Source organism: Bacillus sp. Au-Bac7 (assembly GCF_021341655.1).
Taxonomy (GTDB): domain Bacteria; phylum Bacillota; class Bacilli; order Bacillales; family Cytobacillaceae; genus Niallia.
Genome location: NZ_JAJTTG010000001.1, coordinates 594,925 through 613,553, shown reverse-complemented (window position 1 = coordinate 613,553; position 18,629 = coordinate 594,925). Strand labels below are relative to the sequence as shown.

Sequence of the window (18,629 nt, the reverse complement as noted above, 5' to 3'; positions counted from 1 at the left end):
TCATTTTGTTCCTGTTTAAAATTCAAATCTACAAAAATAAACCAGCTTCAAAAAAAGGAAGCTGGTTATATTTTCATACTAAAGCGGATTCTGAATAAAACTGGTATTGACCTCTGCCGTTTTTCTTTGCTTCATATAGTGCTGTATCGGCCATATTCAACAGTGTTTCAATCGTTGACCCGTCATTAGGGTAAAGAGCAACACCCATGGAGGACGATGTTTTTAATACATGGTTCTCATCAATTGCCCAAGGCTCTTTTAAGCTTTCACATAATCTGGAAATGATTTTTTCTGCCTCTTCTTTACTATTCAGCCCTTCAATAGTAATAACAAATTCATCTCCGCCTACTCTAGCAATACTGTCTGTTAACCGCAAATTTTTCTCTATTCTTCTGACATACAGAGCAAGCAGCTTGTCTCCAATTTCATGACCGTATGTGTCATTAATTTGCTTAAAGAAATCAAGGTCAAGAAAGGCAAGGGCAAGCATTTTATTCGTTTGCTCGGACTCTGAAATAAGCCTTGGCAAGTTTTTCATTAAAGAGCGCCTGTTCGGAATTTTGGTGAGGTAGTCCTGATAAGCCATTTCCTCGAGCCTGTGTTCATACTCTTTTCGTTCCGAAATTTCTCTGGAAGCTAAAATGATATAATCAAGTTCCCCGTCGTCTCCTCTTACACAAGAGCCATTTGCTTCAAACCATCTGTATTGACTGGCGGCATCTATTAGTCTAAATTCAAATTTATAATCAACATGTCTCTTTTCCACTACACGATCAAGCCGTTCTTGCATTTGTTTTGCATCAAGTTTGTGGAGAAATGTAAATAAGCTTTCTCCCTTTAAAGGACAGCTGTCAAAGCCGAGAATTCTCTTAAAGGAAGGAGAAACATACTGAATGGAGCCTGCACTATCAACAAGCAAAATAATATCCTTCATCTTTTCCGTAATAACCCGAAATTTCCGTTCACTTGCATGCAGTAATTGCTCTGATTTCTTCCGGTCTGTAATATTGCGAGATACGATAATTAGGTGACTGCGCTGTCCTTCACTATCAAAAACAGGGGTTTTAATGACTTCCCACGTATTTTCCACACCATTTTGATCAACTAATGATTTTTCCATTTTAAGAGAGCTGCCTTTCTCCCAAGCCAATTCATCTGTTGCGTGATTACGAATAAATTTATCTCCCATGTCTGGTATAAGCTCGGCAAGCTCTAGATCTGTTTTGCCTTGATAACAGACACCAGCTAGCCGGTATGATTCAATGACCTTCTTATTTGTGAGAATCCATTTGCCGGCACCGTCCTTTACGACAATAAATTCCTCTATTAAATCAATTAACAATCGAAGCTGGGGCTCTTGCAGTTTTAAAAAAGACAGATGCTGTGTGAAGTCCATAAAAATTTCCCCTTCTGTATCTCTACCAAATAGTTCTTTAGTACTAAACATTATATATTTGTCTATTATATGAGCGGAAAAACTGGATAGCAATCTTTATTTCCTTTGTAAATTAATCCAATTTAATACTGCTAGTGTATCCTGTTTCTTCTTATATTTATTATCGTCTAACTGCCTGCTTCTTGAAGCTCATTTACTGTTACGAATATATATCCATCCTTTGATAATGCATCAAGTATCTCTTCTGTTGTATTCCATTCCTCTCCAGTCTTGTCATACATCGGATGAAGAAGAATAATCGATCCTGGTGTGATATTTTCCTTCACATATTGTATCTTGTCTTTTGCTGACTGATAAAACTTGTCAGGCTCTAAATTCCAGGTGATCGTTTCCCTGTTATTTTTTTCAAGAAATATAGGTAACCCAATTAGTTTTTTTCCGTATGGAGGGCGAAAATCAATCTCCCCTTCAAAGCCTGTATCTCGAATTAAGCTATCTGTGCTTTCTATTTCTTCCTTTATATAGGAAGGCAACTTAAAAACCATCCTCTTGTGAGAGTATGTATGATTTCCAATTTGATGGCCTGCATCTGCAATCGCTTCTCCTAATTCCATGTTCTGTTCTAGTTCACTTCCTATTAAAAAAAAAGTCGCCTTCGCATCATATTCCTCTAATAGCGGCAGAAGTGCTTCGACATTGTTTGTCGGTCCGTCATCAAATGTCAATGCCACTAGCTTTTCCTCCGTATCGATGTGATTTACGATACTCCCAACCAATTGAACAGTGCGTGAATTCATCAGTTTGTAGGCTCCATACACAACTAACAGAACTATTAGTACTAGAATTAAAACAAACGCAAGCTGATTTTTCCGCAATTCAATCACTCCTAATCGCCTAAATGACAAGCAATACTATACATTACCTATTCTTGACCAGCTCTGATAAATCCTCCAACCGAAAGGTCAAATTTATACACGAAATGTACAGACCTAAGTGGACATATTTCCCTTTTGTTCCCAGTTGAATAGAGTATTAGTACCAATTGTGAGGTGATAATGATTAACATTCTATATAATAAAGACTCCTTGCCGATAAACAGCTTAACTAAATGTCAAGAGAAGGCATTAGAAGCTTTTGAAGCGAAGATGACGGATGTGGATAAACCCTTCCCTTGCATACCTGCGGTTATTGGATTTAGAAAAAATCAATTGCGATACGGATTTATCGGCGATCCACGGGTAGAGAGCAGCAGTGTGGAGCTCGGAGAACTGCTGCTCTCTTATACAGAACAGTCCAGGTCATTCGGAAATTATACCTCTCTGATCATTTTCTTCGAAACACCTGATGAGTTAAAAACCGATTGCGGTGTAGAACAATATGAGGAGCTTTTTTGGCAGCAATTAAGCACGCTTGCTGCACTCGATAAAATGGAATGGCCAGAACATATTCCTAAAGACCCGCATCATTCGTTATGGGAGTTTTGCTTTCATGGCGAGCAGTACTTCATGTATTGCGCCACACCTGCCCACAAAAATCGGCAAAGCAGATATTTTCCAACTATGATGTTTGCGATTACGCCAAGGTGGGTCTTGAAGGAATTCACTAAAAAACCAACTTTCGCTGAGCGGGTGAAAACAAAAATTCGGCAAAGACTTAAAAACTATGATAAAATCGGCATCCACCCTTCCTTAAACACATATGGAGAGACGGATAATCTAGAATGGAAGCAATACTTTCTCCGCGATGATGAAACAGCCCCCATGAAATGTCCCTACCATCGAATTTTAAAAGTATTACGGATAGAAGAAAAAGATAAGTAAAATTTATAACAGGTCTCTTCCTCTATGGAAAGTGACCTATTTCTGGTTAGCTGGATAGATTATTCCTACCTAAAGCCCTGTCCATTTTGCACTGAACTCTCTAACTAATTTTCAAAGCGAAATTATTGAACATTCATTTTCTTTTGTATACTCTGATATATATATAGATAGTCTCTACATAGAAGGTATAAATACGAAAGGTGAAGTTGTCTTACTCTTTAAAACTTAACGTTAACCACTGCGGTGCAAACTTTGTATTTCAATCTACTGACTAGACAGATAATTCGGAAAGGAGATTTTCATCCATGCAAACTATACAAAGGAACCAAGCATCGCTTATTTTATGGATTGTGGTGTTTTTTTGGTTCGCTCAATATGTATATATCCCTTATCAAACTACCTATCTACTGCTAGCCCATATTTCGAGTAATGTAGTAGGTGCTATTATCGGTGCATATGGAATTTCACAACTTGCCCTACGATTGCCAGTAGGTATTCTTGCTGATCTTAGCAGTAATCATAAGCTTTTTATTATTTTGGGAACATTTTTTGCTGGTACTGCTTCCTTTTTTCGAATTTTGTTACCAGATGAAACGGGCTTTTTAATTGCAAATATATTATCAGGGACAGCAAGTGCAACTTGGATTTCCTTTATGGTATTGTATATGAGCTTTTTTAATAAAGAAGCTCAGACTCGCGCAACGAGCAAGATCATTATGGCTAATAACACTGGGATATTACTAGCATTTGTCACTAGCACCTTCTTGTATGATACTGTCGGCATGATGGTGATTTGCGCCTTTAGCTTAGGAGCTGGCCTATTCGCATGTCTGCTTGCCTTTTTCCTTCGTACAACAAAACCGACCAATCAACCTAAAGTTTCTGTAATGGAGTTATTACAGGTATTAAAAGATAAGAACCTTTTACTTTATTCCTGTTTAGCATTAGTACAGCAAGGTGTGCAAATGGCTACAACCATGTCCTTTACAAATCAAGTTATCCAGGAATTGGGCGCCAAAAATATGGAAATTGGTTTTTCCTCTATCATCTATATGATTTCTGCTGTTTTTTTTGCTAAGCTTGCTTCAACGAAATTCCTTGAGCTGCTCACAAAAAAACAGTGGATCTATTCCAGTTTTTTATTACTTGGCATTTACTGTTTGTTAGTGCCGCAATCTAGTTCCGTTTTAATGGTTTGTTTTTTACAATTAATCCCTGGCATGGGTACGGGTATCTTATTTTCGCTGTTAACTTCTGAGGCGCTCCAATCTATTCCTCAGCAAAAACGCTCAACTGCAATGGGCTTCTTCCAGGCTGTCTATGCCGTTGGGATGACAACTTTCCCAATTATCAGCGGCAGTGTTTATGAGCATGTCTCTATGAAAGCAGCGTTTATATTTCTAGCTGGTACTTGTTTTATTGCCTTTATCATCTCCTTGGTTTTCTCTCGTAAGAAAGCTAGAAAATCACATAAGAGAAATGTGTCTTAGAAGGATAAAAGCTGTTGTTATTATGTATGAATACGTTAAGGTTTAGATAGCATAATCAAATAAGAAAGATTGAAAAAAGGAGGAAAAGGAGGAATTTATATGATTATTTAGCAAGCATATTTGGCGAGAAATGGGATAAAAACCGACTAGTGGATTATGTTGGTCAAGGACAGCATGAAGAAGTTAAAGATGTCTTAGACAAAGTTAAAACCTTAGAAGAATGGGGTCAATTTGCAGCACATGTTGCCACTGACAGAGGAATAAATATCACTGAAATGGAGTCTTATGATGTTGCTATTATTTTTATAGAGGAATTGCTGCAAGAAGATTAACTAAGTATAATCTATGAAAAATCTCTGCATAACTACTTAAACAGCAATGAATAGGCAGGAAAGAAGCGGTTCATCTTTTTTTGAACCGTTTCTTTGTTCGTATCCAAGATATGTCTTTTCCAACATAAAAATCTTGAATAATCAATGTAACTTGATCATCTGCTAACTAACTGTTTTGTTGCAATAGTTCATATATCATCCGAGCGGTGTTGACATTTCTAACAGTAACCTGTTTATATAACTTTGAACCAACGATCTTTACCATTCCGCTTTTACTTATATTTTTCTTTTCTGCGGACCATAAAATGGCACCGGGAACATATACCACTCTGTCAATATCTGGTTTGATGACTAGGTTTTTTAGTACAGATTCATCATCGATTTCATCCCATAAAAACAATACATCACTTTTCATGTCTTTGTCATTTCTCCAAGTGTCTGGAATAGAATGAATGATTGCTTTGAAGTCATCAAAGCTGCATATTAATACATTAATTTTCAATCCGAAATCAGAGTGAATCGCTTCCTCCAAAATGCGTGATAAATCCGTTTTTGAAGTACTTATCGATGAAAAAATGATATTTCCTGTATTGATATATGTGACCACATCATTCATCCCTGCTTGTTCAAAAGTCTGTTTAAGCTGCTTCATGTCCATTTTATTTTTCCCACCAACATTTATCCCGCGAAGAAGAGCGATATATATCATAGTCATCTTCCTTTCGAATATTTACTTATTAACTCATTATATCTAAATGACTATACCGGTTAAACTTCTCTTTTGTTGTAAAAGCGAAAGTTTCTTTTGTAGAAGAAAGCCGAAATGCTCCTTTTCTATATAATAAAAAATGTCTAATCCCATATGCATCCTAGGTTTAGACATTTTCACAAATATGTTGAATCCGCTTTCAAACAATGGCGCTCTTTAACATTCACAATTTAAATATAATTCTATCGCTTCTTTTCTTCTCTATTCCAACTTACGCCTTATCAGTTTACAGGGAACATAAGAATAGCACCGACACATAGTGCAAAGATACGAATTAGATACATAGGTACTGTAAATAACCAGAACTGTGGAAGCTTATATTTACCCATTCCTAAGATCATCGCAGGCATACCATCGACTGGCATATATCCGCCGTTCCATCCAGATACTACAACTGCAATTGCGGCCGCAGCAGGATTAAGTCCCAAACTAATGCTCGTTGCAATAGCGATAGGTGCAAAGATGTATACAGCACCCATATTTGAACCAGTAAAAGTAGCACAAGTACTAGTTAGAAGTGCGAAAATAAAGATAAGAAGGAATGGATGAATATCTGTACCCAATGAATTCGCCACAAAGTCACCAATCATTGCTGTAAATCCAGAGTTAGCCAAAGCGTCAGCAACGCCGATAACGCCAGCCATCATAAGAATTACAGGTGCACCCATATTATCGCGGACTTCCTTGAAGTCAAGCACGTTAATTATTAGTAAAAATGCTCCTGCAAGGCCAGGAATTACATAGGCGGCATTGCCCAACACGTTCATAAGCATCATACCAATTACACTTAGGATAAATGCTGCGATGGTACTGTATTCTTTCCATGAAGGCATCGTGACAATTTCTGTCGTAACCGCGACTTCACTATATCCAGAATCTTCTGTAATCGGATGATCTGGTAAAAGACGATAAGCAATCAAACTCCATGCTAAGAAACCAATAGCCAAAATAAAATTCACTACAGCAAATTTTGACATAGAAATCCCGCCAGTATAACCTGCTGTTTCCAGTACGCTTACCGTAACACCATATAAGAGAGCTACATTGAAAGGGAGTAAAGGATGGTTAGTAGCAAATCCTAAAGGCATCATCAGTTTGGACGTAGGCATTTTTTTATTATAAGGGATTGTAGCTATCAACGATAGAATTAGTACATAGTAACCAGTAGAACCGGTACCTGCTAAACTAGCCCCAAGCATAACTACTACTAGTAAAAAAGCATAGCTTTTATAACCGCCCTTATTAACTAATTTGAGCATAGAAGATTGAACCTTACTAATCAAGCTAGTCTTCATTAGTCCTGCCATAACAACCATAAAACCAGCAACCATGATAACGCTTGGATTTACGAAGCCGGCGAAAGCCTCCTGAACAGTAGACAAACCGGTGACTACTAGCAGAAGGGAGGCCAGGATTGGTGGTGCGCCGAAGGCAAATTTATCTGACATGATCATGACAATCATCAGAATCAAAATACCAAGGGCAAGAATCATTTCCATTGTCATTTTTTGTTTCTCCTCTCTTAAATAATGACAGTATGCTTATATTTCAAACTATCAAGGTCTCTAAGTCTGCCTTAAACAGCTGCTTATTTCTGCACACCAAATTCTGCTCGGTAATGCGAACATATTTCTCAAGGTTAAGATAGCTAGGCAGATGAAATGCACCATCAGATGTTTGCATCAAGTAATGCCATTCATACTGGCGGTTATTCTCTGTCTTATCAGCATAAAGAGCTTAAACGTCAACCTCAAATAGTCTGATTAGAGCAGTCTTGACCAAGTACCTTTTCCTATATTGGAAAAACAATAGCATGTAGAAACCTGCTAAGATGTTTAACAATCTTAGTCGGCGTTAAAGTCTTAAGCTCCTGTCAGGGAGTTACAGCGGTATTGATACTAACCTATTATGTTTACGCTTACAAACAAACGAAAAAAAACATTCTCCTTTTATATCAGTCCCCTACTCTGTTCACTCATTAGGTAAGGGACTAATTTAAGCCTGTATAGAAAGGAAACTACCAATCTAACTTATTTCTCCCGATGTAGGATTGTAAACTCCTTCATTTTCCCGTTTTTCACCATAGATATCTTGAATTGAAAAACTGTTATATTTGACACATATTCTATTTTTATAAGCGTAGACTAAATGTAAAATCCCTTTTACATCTTGATAAATCGTAGGATATTCAAATTGTGAATTATTCGTTTTATTCTCTGCTCCGATGAAACCTTCTGCGTGTTCAATAATTCGACCGATAGGCCAAGTATTTCCGCCATCTTCAGACACAGACACGACTACTGGGTTTCTTAATCCAGGCCATGCTACTTTGCCTTTTTCAGGGTTTTGAGCTGAGTTTGCATTATAGGCAATTGCGATGGCATTGTTATCAAGTTTGATTGCACTTATACTTGAATTATTATTTGGTAAGATGGTTGGCTCAGGCACTGTCCAAGAATCTCCATAATCTGTTGATTCACTTCTATAAATATAATCAGCAAATCTACTTCTCATAAATGCCACTAAATGGCCATCTGCTAATTCTATAACATTAGCATGTACTCGTCCGTTACTGTCAGGCATGCGTACTTCTTTCCATGTTAATCCTTCATCATCTGATACTTGAAATACTGTAGGATCGTTTGTAAGTCCTAATTCTGAATCCTCACAAACCCATGTGCTGAATATCCATCTACCATTACTTAATACTTGAATAGCTTGTCGAGCAAATGTCCCTTGCTGGCTGAACAATACTTCTGGTTTTGTCCAATTTTCACCATTGTCGTATGTTTTCTGATATTTAATAATGGATGTAAACTGCATATTATCTTTATCTGGTTGGCGACCTTCCTGAGATGTATAGATTAACCATACTGATGAATCAGGTGCTTGGAAGAATGATGGGTTTTGCTCACTGCGAGTATCATCTTGCGAAATAATTTTCGGTTCCTTCCACTCTAGCGTATCATGATTAAATTTCGATAATACTATGGAAATATCAGGACTGCCTTCAAACGAACCTGCAAACCATGCACATAATAAATCTCCATTGTCTAGCTTAATAATAGTTGGTGCATGTGCTGTTGAAAAAGGCCCTGATGGAATGAGAGAAAAATCAATATTTGTATAAGCATCATGATATAATTTACCATTTGGAATGGACTCATTTATTACTAATTTATTATTACCCATACTAATCACCTTATCTTTTTAATTATATTTCTATTTTAATATCCGCTCTTCTGGAATAAACAGTATTTGCTATGCAGGTACCCTTTAAAAGTTCTCTACCAGACTATTATCCACCATAAGTAAGGGGTTACATATTTACATACACTGTTCTATTGAATTTTGTATCGATACCATATGGGGAACTTAAAATTTCCTAGTTGCTAAAAATTAAAATAAAGCCATTTACTTGGGAAATTACACTTTAAGTCCCCTTGTACTAATTAATAGGTATCAAATTCTTATTTGCAAACTTCTTTTGGCGACAATTCAGCGGCAGATTGGATGGCTGCGAGCATACTTCTTTCATCAGCTATATTTTTTCCGGCAATATCAAATGCAGTACCATGATCTACAGAGGTACGAATAACTCCGCCATTTAAACCAACCGTTATATTAACACCCTCTTCTAATCCTAATACTTTTATTGGCACATGGCCTTGATCATGATAACAGGCGACGACCAAATCAAAATCACCACGAACTGCACGGAAAAACACGGTATCAGCAGGGTGGGGACCGCTTACATTTATTCCCTCAGCACTTGCTTGCTCAATTCCCGGAACTAGTTTTTCTTCCTCTTCCCCTTCACCAAACAAGCCATTTTCACCTGCATGTGGATTGATTCCGCAAACCGCAATTCTTGGATTTGTATAACCTGCACGTGTTAATGTTTCATGAGCAAGCTTTACTACTTTATACGTTCGTTCTGGTGTAATCGACTGAACTGCTTTAATCAGACCAACATGTGTGGTCAAATGAATCACTTTCAATTTAGGTGAAGATAACATCATCGAATAATCCACCGTTTCCGTTAATTCTGCAAGAATTTCGGTATGTCCTGGATATAGATGTCCTCCCTTGTGAAGCGCTTCTTTATTTAATGGTGCGGTACAGATTGATTGTATCTCTTTATTCTTTGCCAATTCAACAGCTGTCTTTAAATATTGAAAGGCTGCATCTCCTGCTTGTGGCGACAATTCTCCAAAAGGCAAGTCAGCAGGTAGTAAATCCAGATCCATACAGTCAATTGTACCGAATTCAAATTTGCTATCAGTGACAGATGCAACTGCTGCTACAGTTAATGGTGCTTGAGTAATACGAATGGCTCTTTCAATCATTTTCGCGTCCCCAATCACAACTGGTCTGCATATTTCGTACACAGCTGGATGGCCTAATGCTTTCACGATAATCTCAGATCCCACTCCTGCGGCGTCGCCCATGGTAATCCCTATAATCGGCTTCATCATAATCCCTCCCATGAAGTTTATAAAGTGCTTTTAACATGACTTCCTTTGAGCCAAAGTTCCCAGCCTTTGTAACTATAAAAAATTCTTTATCAGTGGATACCCGGCCAAGCGGGATACCAGATTCTACTTCATCCAGTAATATAAATTCTTTTGCATTTAATTGTAGGAAAACTTGCTGAGCAGTATCTCCACCAGTTAAAAATAAATATTTTAAATCATGAATAGAGATGATTTCTGCTGCTAATTCACCTAATCTCATGGAAATAATATTGCTAATTTTAACAGCATCATATCCCAGTTGCTCGCCAATGTTACGGGTTTCATTCACATTATTCGAAGAGTATAAAACTACATTTTTCCCTTGAAATAAAGCCTCTTTAGCCTCAGACAGAATTCGCATTAATTCCATTGCCTTTAATTCTTCGTCCTGTAAGACTTTAGACGAATTCATTTCCAGTCCAACCGTTTCCGAATTGTTCAAAAGATGCTGCAGCTGGATTCTGCCTGTTTCACTAACACTGCCAACAACTAAGAGAACAGGTTCAGTATGGATAGGCAGAGGAAGCGTTTTTTCGACTTGTTTCATCCCGTAAATCTCCGGTAAATAATTCATTAGACCAGCAGAACCAACCCAAACGACGGAGAAATCAGTCTGGTGAATCAATTCGACAAGTTTTTCCAAATCAGACTCTTGCGCAGAATCAACTGTAATATAAGAGATCTGATTGTTCTTACAGGAAACCAATTTTTCCATGATAGTGTCATGCCCTTGATGAATCTCTTGAAAGGTAATATGCTCTACCTTCCGCTTTGATTGATTTTCTATCAATCTTTTAATCTCTGAATCCCGGACAGGTGTTTTTGGATCCTTTGCCACCTCGGTATTCTCCAATTTAACAGAATTTAGATAATGAATCCCATTAATGACTTTACGCCCATTCACTGGAAAGGCAGGAGCAATGATCACGAAATCCGGGGAAAAAGAATCAAAGATGGCATTGATTTCCTCCCCAATATTCCCTCTCATGGTCGAATCAATCTTTTTATAGATTACGTCTACTGGATCTGATTTTATCGTGTCACATACCTTTTTCACGCTTTCATAAGCCTCATGCCCGGTAACAGAGCGGCTGTCTGTATTGTAAATAACTGCGTCATAGTCACTCATTTTTTCAGAATGTTCCTGCACCATTACGGACACCTTTAAACCGAAACGAATAAGCTGCCCTCCACAATCACTTGCTCCCGTTAAATCATCCGAAATAACTGATATTCTCATAATCTAGCATTATAGCAGCTGGCGATAAATCGCTTCAATATCTGCTACACTTAATTTTTTTGGATTATTATTTAACAAACGGGTGACTTGTGAAGCTGATACAGAAATTTCCGGCAATTCTTCCTCTTTAACACCATAGCTTTTAAGATCTTGAGGGATTTCTAACACATTGGTCCACTCAACGATTTTTTCGACAACTTTTTCTGCCACTTGGCTATTGGAAAGACCTTCAGTACTGATTCCCATAGGTTCAGCAACTAAAGCCAATCGGTCCGTTATTGCATCCATATTGTATTTCATGACATGTGGAAGGAGCATAGAATTTGCCACACCATGAGGAATTTTATATTTTCCGCCTAAAGGATAGGCCAAAGCATGTACGGCTGCTGTTCCTGCACTTGTTAAAGCCATCCCGCCATACATAGACCCTACCAGCATTTTTTCTCTTGCATCTATTGATTCTCCATTTTGATAAGCTTCCACAATGCTGGAAGAGATTAAACGGATTGACTCTAATGCAAACATATCACTGATTGGATTTGCCTTTGTTGAAATAAAGGATTCTAAAGAATGAGTAAAAGCATCCATTCCTGTTGCAGCCGTGATTGGCTTAGGTAATTTTAAAGTGAGCACAGGATCAAGGATAACTAGTGTCGGAAGTAAATACTTACTTACAATACCAACCTTTAATTCTTGGTCAGGCAGGGTAACGATTGCATTTGGTGTAACTTCAGCACCAGTTCCGGAAGTGGTTGGAATTAAAATTGTCGGAACTCCTGGATTCGCCACAAGGTCAGTCCCCAATAGCTGCTCAACAGATGCATCATTTGTTTTTAACACAGAGAGAATTTTTGTTGTATCAAGAACACTTCCCCCGCCAATACCAATTAATACATCATAATTATTACTTGCCGTTGCTTCAAAAACTTGTTCAATATTTTCTAATGTTGGTTCAGGTAAAATATTTGTGTTAGTATCAACAGATATTCCTTTCTCTTTTAACGGATTGACTATTTGTTCAACAAAACCTAAATCCACCATCGGCGGCTGTGTAATAATCAGTGCTGATTTCACCTCTACTCCTAGTAGGTTTAATTTTTCTCCAAGCAACTGAAGTGAGTTTGGACCTGCGACAATATTTTGCGCAGTTTGAAATTGATAAATCGTTTGCATTTCCATCCACCTTTCTAATTTCATTATGATTGTGTTTTACTATTGTTATTTAACAATCGATTCTTTTCGTTGTTTATACCATTCCACCATTTCAGTGACTATTTCTAGCGCATCTCCTGATACTTCAGATACAGGCATTTTTGGTGGACCTACTGGAACACTGTAAAGTTCTACCGCTTTCTTTAATACAGAAGGCAAGGTACCATGTTTAAAGGTGTCACGAAGAGGCTGTAGCTTTTCTTGATTTTCCTTCGCCGCTTCTATATTTCCTTCTAACCATTTGTCGTAAATTGCAACTACTACATCCGGAACCATATTGGCTGTCGCAGCAACTGCTCCTTTTCCACCAGCTTGTAAGGTTTGAAGAATTAAAGAATCTGTACCAGCAAAAACCGAAAAATCTTCATCCTTTGTTGCATTAATGTAATTCTCAATGTTGGCAAAGTTGCCGCTGCTATCTTTGATTCCGACAATATTCGGTACTTTAGCTAGTCGTGAAACAGTTTCTGGCTCAAGATTAACCCCTGTTCTAGCCGGGATATTGTACAGTAGAATCGGCAAGGAAGTACTCTTTGCTACCTTTTCAAAGTGAACAGCCATTTCCGCTTGTGATGGCGATATAAAGAACGGAGTAATCACGGACAAAGCATCAGCGCCCAACTGCTCCATTTTTTGTGATAAATCAATCGTTTCCTCTGTACTATTACCGCCTGTACCAACGATTACAGGTACTCTTCCATTTGCTTCCTCAATGACAATTTTGGCAAATGTTAATTTTTCTTCCTTATTCAGCAGGTGAAATTCCCCGTTTGTCCCAAGAATGAAAAGCCCATGTACACCTGAATCAAGCAAATGGTTTGTTAATTGTCTTGTAACAGAATCGTTGACTTTTTGTTCTATCGTTAATGGAGTCAACATAGCTGGAATAATCCCTTTTAGCTCCATATCCTTCCACCTTCCAATTCAATTGTTTATTTTTTAAACAGTTATAAGAACGCTTACATGTTGAATTATAGATTATATTGTTTATTTTCACAATATTTATTTTAAACAAAATAATAAAAACATCAAAACTGTTTAATTTTGAAACAGTTTTGATGTTTTTATTTACAATTCCTTCAATTTTCGCCATAAAGTTGTTCGGTTAATGCCCAGCCTCTCAGCTGTTTTAGTTTGGTTCATACCTTCTTCCTGCCAAACCTGCCTGATAATTCTCTGTTCTATTTCCTCTAACGTACCTATTAGGTTTAGCTGAGCCATTTCCGTTTCTTTTAACTTTGTATTTAAAATATGACTTATATCTTCTTTTTCAATAAAAGGTCCATTTGCTAACAGCACCGTTTCATTTATCACTTGTTTCAATTGAGTTATGTTTCCTGGCCAGCTATAATTCTCTAATTCCTTAATAGCTTCATTCCGAATCCCTGCAATTTGTTTGCCGTATTTTGTATTCGTTTCATTAATAAAAATACGAGCGAGATGATCAATATCTTCTTTTCGCTTTGATAACGGCGGAAGAGTTAATGTCAGTCGGGCCAGCAAAAAATATAAATCACTTGAGAACGCACCAGTTTCAATCATGGTCAAAATACTCTCTCTTGATGATGCAATAATAGGCGACTTCAGGTTATGCTTTATAAGAAAAGACAATAGATCCTTTTGAATCGATAAAGAAATGGTATCGATATTTTTGAGAAAAATAGTTCCCTTCTCATTGGAGGCAAGCAGACCTTCATCCTCCAACAACCATTTCCATTGTTCTTCATTTACAAGAGAACAATTTATTGTCAGCAGGGGTAAAGTATGTTTGGAACGATGGAAATGGATATAATGAGCTAATTTCCCCTTCCCTGTCCCTTTTTCACCGCTGATCCAGATCGATTCCTTTTTATCACTAAATTTTTCAGCTGATTGAATAATCTTTTTCATCTGGTTATTTTTTATAAAAGAAGATTTAATCGGGCTGGAATTCATCACTGTAGAAATAATGGTTATACCATCAGAAAGCTTTTTTTGAGTAGATGTCACTCTTTGTAACCGGAACAAAACTAGCGGAAGTTCAAATCCTTCCAATTCGGTCCCCTTTACCTTCCAAAAGACATTATCACTTTCAATTAGAGAGGAATATTCACCTTTTGAAATAACTTCTGTCACTGCCTCCTCGATATCGACAGAAGCTTTAAAGGTTAATTTTAATTGTTCAGTGAAACATGTATTAGAGTAGACACTATTAAACTTTGCATCAAACACAACAAAGCCATCTTCTTCTTGAAGAATTTGTTCGGCAATCGATAATTTTCTTCTTAGTATGGAAAAATAATGGTGTATTTTTTTTGCATTTTGAAAAGCCTTTAAGATGCTTTCTTTTCCAGACGTAATTAATACTCCATTTAATCCAAGATTTTCTGCTTCCTTCACAGTAATGGCATCACCAATAATGACTTCATATCCTTTTTTCAGCAACTGCTTTAACGTTGGCTGTACTTCCTCCTCCTTAGAAATAACAAACGGGGAAATATCCATTTCAAGTAGTTGGCAAACTGTTGCTGCTCCTTCCGATATCGGCGGAAAGCCAACAATTGCAGCCTTACCAGGATAGTCTTTTACAAGGGTTAACACTCGGAGCATGTCATATCCGGAAACTTCAATTTCAATAACAGGAATGGATACTTTCTTTTGGATGAGTTCTGCTGTCCCCCCGCGGCTGATAATAATATCAAACCCTTGTTCAGCTGCGCGGCTGGCAAGCTTAACTCCTTTCTCTAAATCTCCAACCTCTACATGTATCTCAAAATCTTGATTACGTCCTAATTCTATGATTAATTCTTTTAACCCCTCATAGGGGGCAATCGCCAAAACCTTCATTTAACATCACCTTCTGTTGCATTATTAAACAATCTTTATCTTTACTATACCAAAAATCAAGTTGAATTGTTTATTTATTAAATAATTTCTTAGAAATTTGCGTTGATTACTAGAAATTTTGCTCATAAAAAAAATAGGCACTTTCTTGAGATATATTATCTCCAAAGAAAGTGCCTATTGTTAGTATCTAGTTATATTCAAGTTAACAAAGAATTTACATCTAAGTTTACTCTCTCCTTATTTATTTTAAAAAACTTATACATTTTCTTTTAGATTTCTACTATAAGTTTTCTTACCAACAGTAAAAACAAAGATACAAAACATCACAACTACAATCACTGTAAGCATGAGATAAATATCACTATAAACAGCTGCCTGATTTGCCAAGTTAAACATATTTAAGCTAAGAAAGCTGGTGCCTCTAGTAATAGACGTTCCCATTAATGTCGTTGCAATGGAGCTTGCGATAAAGTTTGTCAGCATAAACAGCCCCATACCTACTCCAGTTTCCGCTTTTGGCAATACATGTGACACCATATTTGCAAGGGTCATTTGGAAGAATGACTGCGCTACATAGCCAAACACGAGAATTACCATAATGAAATAGGGAGATTTTCCGACAAGCCATATTAAATTAATAAAACAAACAAAATAGGCGGTTACTGCTATATATCCTAAAAAGGCTGCGCCCCTTTTATCGGCAAGCGATCCCCCTCTTTTGGATAACAGTGCTGTTAAAGCGGCACCTGGAAACATTATAAGACCACTTGTAAAAGCATTAATATGATAAACATCTGAAAGAAATAGCGGCGTTAAGTACGGTAAAGCAAATCCAATACCAGAGCTTAGTGCAAATAAGACAAGAATTATTGTGTACTTTTTATTTTTAAATAATTCTCCTCTTATAAAAGGGTCCTTTGCTTTCCTAATTCTCCACATTAATAAAATAACGAATAGGATAACAAATAAGAAGTAAAACATTTGGTTTGACGAAATTCCTAGTAAAAGTAAAGTAACCATTCCCCCCAGAAGGATAGCTCCTACCCAATCTAATTTAATATCACTTCCTGATTGATTATCAAGCGTACTCCTAAATAAAGGGATAAAGACGATTGGCAGAATACATAAAGCAAACAGATAATGCCAATGGAAACCAGTTGTTAAAACCCCTGAAATAATCGGGCCAATCGCAACCCCAAAAGATAAACCAGCTGATGTCATCCCTAACGCTCTGCCGCGTGTTTCTGGTGAAAAATAACGAGCTGGAATAATCATCGCAGACGCAGGAAACACAGATGCACCCATAGCTTGCATAACTCTTGAAATAATAATCAAGGGAAAGCTACTAGAGAGAAATCCTAATAAAGATCCTAGCGAAAAAAGTAATATCCCTATTGTTATCAAGTTCTTTAACTTATATTTATCAGCTAGTTTTCCGTAAGATACAGAGCCAAGGGCATAAACAATCATATAGCTTGTGACAATCCAACTTGATTGTGAGGAAGTCAGGAAAAGCTCCTTTGTTATTACTGGCAAGGCAACATTAAACATAGTGGCACTCATGGATGAAAACACGAGCGAACATGCTAAAATAATCAGCAATTTCTTCTTTGCTTCTTCTGAAATTAATTGATAGGTATCCATTATCCACTCCTACTTTTCGATTCCTATCCTATTGCTCTTTTTTTAAGAAAACAACAGGATAGGAATGATGATTAATTATTTATACACAGGATTAAATTTTCTTGCTAAGTCTATATTTGAGGACATCTCAAAGATTGGGTAATCGTGTAAACGCATCTCTTCTTCGTAGTGAGATATCGCATTTTTCCATTCTTTATTCTGTTTTTCCATTTCTGCTATTTGCTCTGCTAGTATACTAGCATCTCTTAAAGCTAGGTTACAACCAGCTCCAAAGCTTGGCGGCATAGCGTGAATAGCATCACCGAGTAAAGTGACGCGGCTTGTTGGCCAAGGGTCTATCGGATTAATAGACCTAACAGATAAGAGGGAAACTGTCTCTGGTTGTATTCGTTCAACTAAGCCTTTTAAAACGGGATGCCAATTCTTCGTAAAATTCAGCATGATTTCATGATAAACCTTAGAATTAGACTGTCGAAGCTCTTCGTCCGTTAAGCTCAAGTGCCTTGCTGAAACATTTAAAGTTATCATTATGTAATCATCTACAGGTTCAAAGATTGAATGAGGTGCCAGTTCTTTGGCAGCCTCTATTACTGGTCGTCTGGCTTCATATGGACCAATTGCCATAAATATTCCCTTATCATCCATTACACTTGTAAAACCATCAAATAAAACCTCTGGCAGAATCTCCCTTAGCTCACTAGTTAAAGGTGACTTCGAGTAAAATGCTCTTGCACCAGTATCCACCGGTGAAACTCCAGGCAGCAATTGAGTTCGGACAGCTGAATTTATGCCATCAGCAGCAACAAGGATGTCTCCCCGCACCACTGTCCCATCTTCTAAATAGGCCCGCACTTCCTCTTCATCTTGATCAAACCCTACTATTCTCTTGTTAAAATAAACATCTTCTTCCAGACCACTAAGTAATATTTGACATAAAGTTTTTCTATTTACAGCAGTGTGCGGAAAATCTTTATCATTGGGAGCGCCAATATGAGGGCGAACTCCTACTTCATTTAACTGCTCATCAATCAAGACAGCCATTTCACGACGAGGATTTTTTCTAGATGTTTGTATATATAGTTGGTATAGATTTTCTGGCAAGCATTTTTTTAATGCTTCACCACCATCCATATTCATATGCAAGCGGTAACCAGATTTTGCTACATCATCTTCTCGTTCAAATACTGAAAATCGTATTCCAGCCTTCTTTAGCGCTTGGGCTAAACATAATCCCCCGATACCCCCACCAGCAATTAAAACATGTAATTTACTCAATCCATTTCCCTCCTTGTTTAAACACCTATCCAACACACTGTATGTTATAATTCAATGTGTATATTAATTTTACAAACTACTTCATCCAAATAAAACCATTAAAATGGG

15 protein-coding genes are annotated in these 18,629 nt (G+C 37.3%); 3 read left to right on the top strand and 12 right to left on the bottom strand.

Going from position 1 to position 18,629, the window contains the following annotated elements; translation table 11 throughout:
- Window positions 1–73 precede the first annotated feature (73 nt).
- Entirely contained in the window at window positions 74–1,396 is a 1,323-nt protein-coding gene (locus LXM54_RS03180; protein WP_233313640.1) for a sensor domain-containing diguanylate cyclase, read from the bottom strand.
- Between the two features lie 167 nt (window positions 1,397–1,563).
- The gene (locus LXM54_RS03175; protein ID WP_442780425.1) at window positions 1,564–2,241 is read right to left on the bottom strand and encodes a polysaccharide deacetylase family protein; all 678 of its coding nucleotides are present in this window, start codon (window positions 2,239–2,241) and stop codon (window positions 1,564–1,566) included.
- A gap of 213 nt (window positions 2,242–2,454) precedes the next feature.
- Here LXM54_RS03175 and LXM54_RS03170 point away from each other — a divergent pair, with 213 nt between their 5' ends.
- From LXM54_RS03170 to LXM54_RS03160, 3 genes are all read left to right on the top strand, one after another.
- A complete protein-coding gene (locus LXM54_RS03170) occupies window positions 2,455–3,216 on the top strand; it encodes a YqcI/YcgG family protein (protein WP_233314742.1) in 762 nt (253 codons plus the stop codon).
- A 305-nt stretch (window positions 3,217–3,521) separates the two neighbouring features.
- Window positions 3,522–4,706: an MFS transporter gene (locus tag LXM54_RS03165; RefSeq protein WP_233313638.1), complete on the top strand. Its 1,185-nt coding sequence runs from the start codon at window positions 3,522–3,524 to the stop codon at window positions 4,704–4,706.
- 149 nt (window positions 4,707–4,855) lie between these two features.
- Window positions 4,856–5,038: a hypothetical protein gene (locus LXM54_RS03160; protein ID WP_233313637.1), complete on the top strand. Its 183-nt coding sequence runs from the start codon at window positions 4,856–4,858 to the stop codon at window positions 5,036–5,038.
- Window positions 5,039–5,204: 166 nt separating this feature from the next.
- On the opposite strand, the gene LXM54_RS03155 is transcribed toward LXM54_RS03160, so the two are convergent.
- The 10 genes from LXM54_RS03155 to LXM54_RS03110 form a co-directional block, all read right to left on the bottom strand.
- Window positions 5,205–5,747: a DUF1697 domain-containing protein gene (locus tag LXM54_RS03155; RefSeq protein WP_233313636.1), complete on the bottom strand. Its 543-nt coding sequence runs from the start codon at window positions 5,745–5,747 to the stop codon at window positions 5,205–5,207.
- 281 nt (window positions 5,748–6,028) lie between these two features.
- Window positions 6,029–7,312, bottom strand: coding sequence for an SLC13 family permease (locus LXM54_RS03150; RefSeq protein ID WP_233313635.1), 1,284 nt, complete (start codon window positions 7,310–7,312; stop codon window positions 6,029–6,031).
- A 520-nt stretch (window positions 7,313–7,832) separates the two neighbouring features.
- Window positions 7,833–8,999 (bottom strand): sialidase family protein, encoded by a 1,167-nt coding sequence (locus tag LXM54_RS03145; RefSeq protein WP_233313634.1) that lies wholly within the window; start codon window positions 8,997–8,999, stop codon window positions 7,833–7,835.
- 278 nt (window positions 9,000–9,277) lie between these two features.
- Window positions 9,278–10,282, bottom strand: coding sequence for a 4-hydroxythreonine-4-phosphate dehydrogenase PdxA (gene pdxA / locus LXM54_RS03140; RefSeq protein WP_233314741.1), 1,005 nt, complete (start codon window positions 10,280–10,282; stop codon window positions 9,278–9,280).
- Window positions 10,230–11,564, bottom strand: coding sequence for a four-carbon acid sugar kinase family protein (locus LXM54_RS03135; RefSeq protein ID WP_233313633.1), 1,335 nt, complete (start codon window positions 11,562–11,564; stop codon window positions 10,230–10,232). Before LXM54_RS03135 ends, pdxA begins: the two co-directional genes overlap by 53 nt.
- Before the next feature lie 9 nt (window positions 11,565–11,573).
- Entirely contained in the window at window positions 11,574–12,737 is a 1,164-nt protein-coding gene (locus LXM54_RS03130; protein ID WP_233313632.1) for an iron-containing alcohol dehydrogenase, read from the bottom strand.
- Between the two features lie 45 nt (window positions 12,738–12,782).
- A complete protein-coding gene (gene dapA / locus LXM54_RS03125) occupies window positions 12,783–13,682 on the bottom strand; it encodes a 4-hydroxy-tetrahydrodipicolinate synthase (RefSeq protein ID WP_233313631.1) in 900 nt (299 codons plus the stop codon).
- A 162-nt stretch (window positions 13,683–13,844) separates the two neighbouring features.
- Complete coding sequence (locus LXM54_RS03120; protein WP_233313630.1) at window positions 13,845–15,602, bottom strand: sigma-54-dependent Fis family transcriptional regulator; 1,758 nt, start codon at window positions 15,600–15,602, stop codon at window positions 13,845–13,847.
- A gap of 255 nt (window positions 15,603–15,857) precedes the next feature.
- Window positions 15,858–17,246, bottom strand: coding sequence for an MFS transporter (locus LXM54_RS03115; protein WP_233313629.1), 1,389 nt, complete (start codon window positions 17,244–17,246; stop codon window positions 15,858–15,860).
- Window positions 17,247–17,321: 75 nt separating this feature from the next.
- On the bottom strand, window positions 17,322–18,521 hold the full coding sequence (locus tag LXM54_RS03110) for an FAD-dependent oxidoreductase (protein ID WP_233313628.1): 1,200 nt from the start codon (window positions 18,519–18,521) through the stop codon (window positions 17,322–17,324).
- Between the last annotated feature and the right edge of the window lie 108 nt (window positions 18,522–18,629).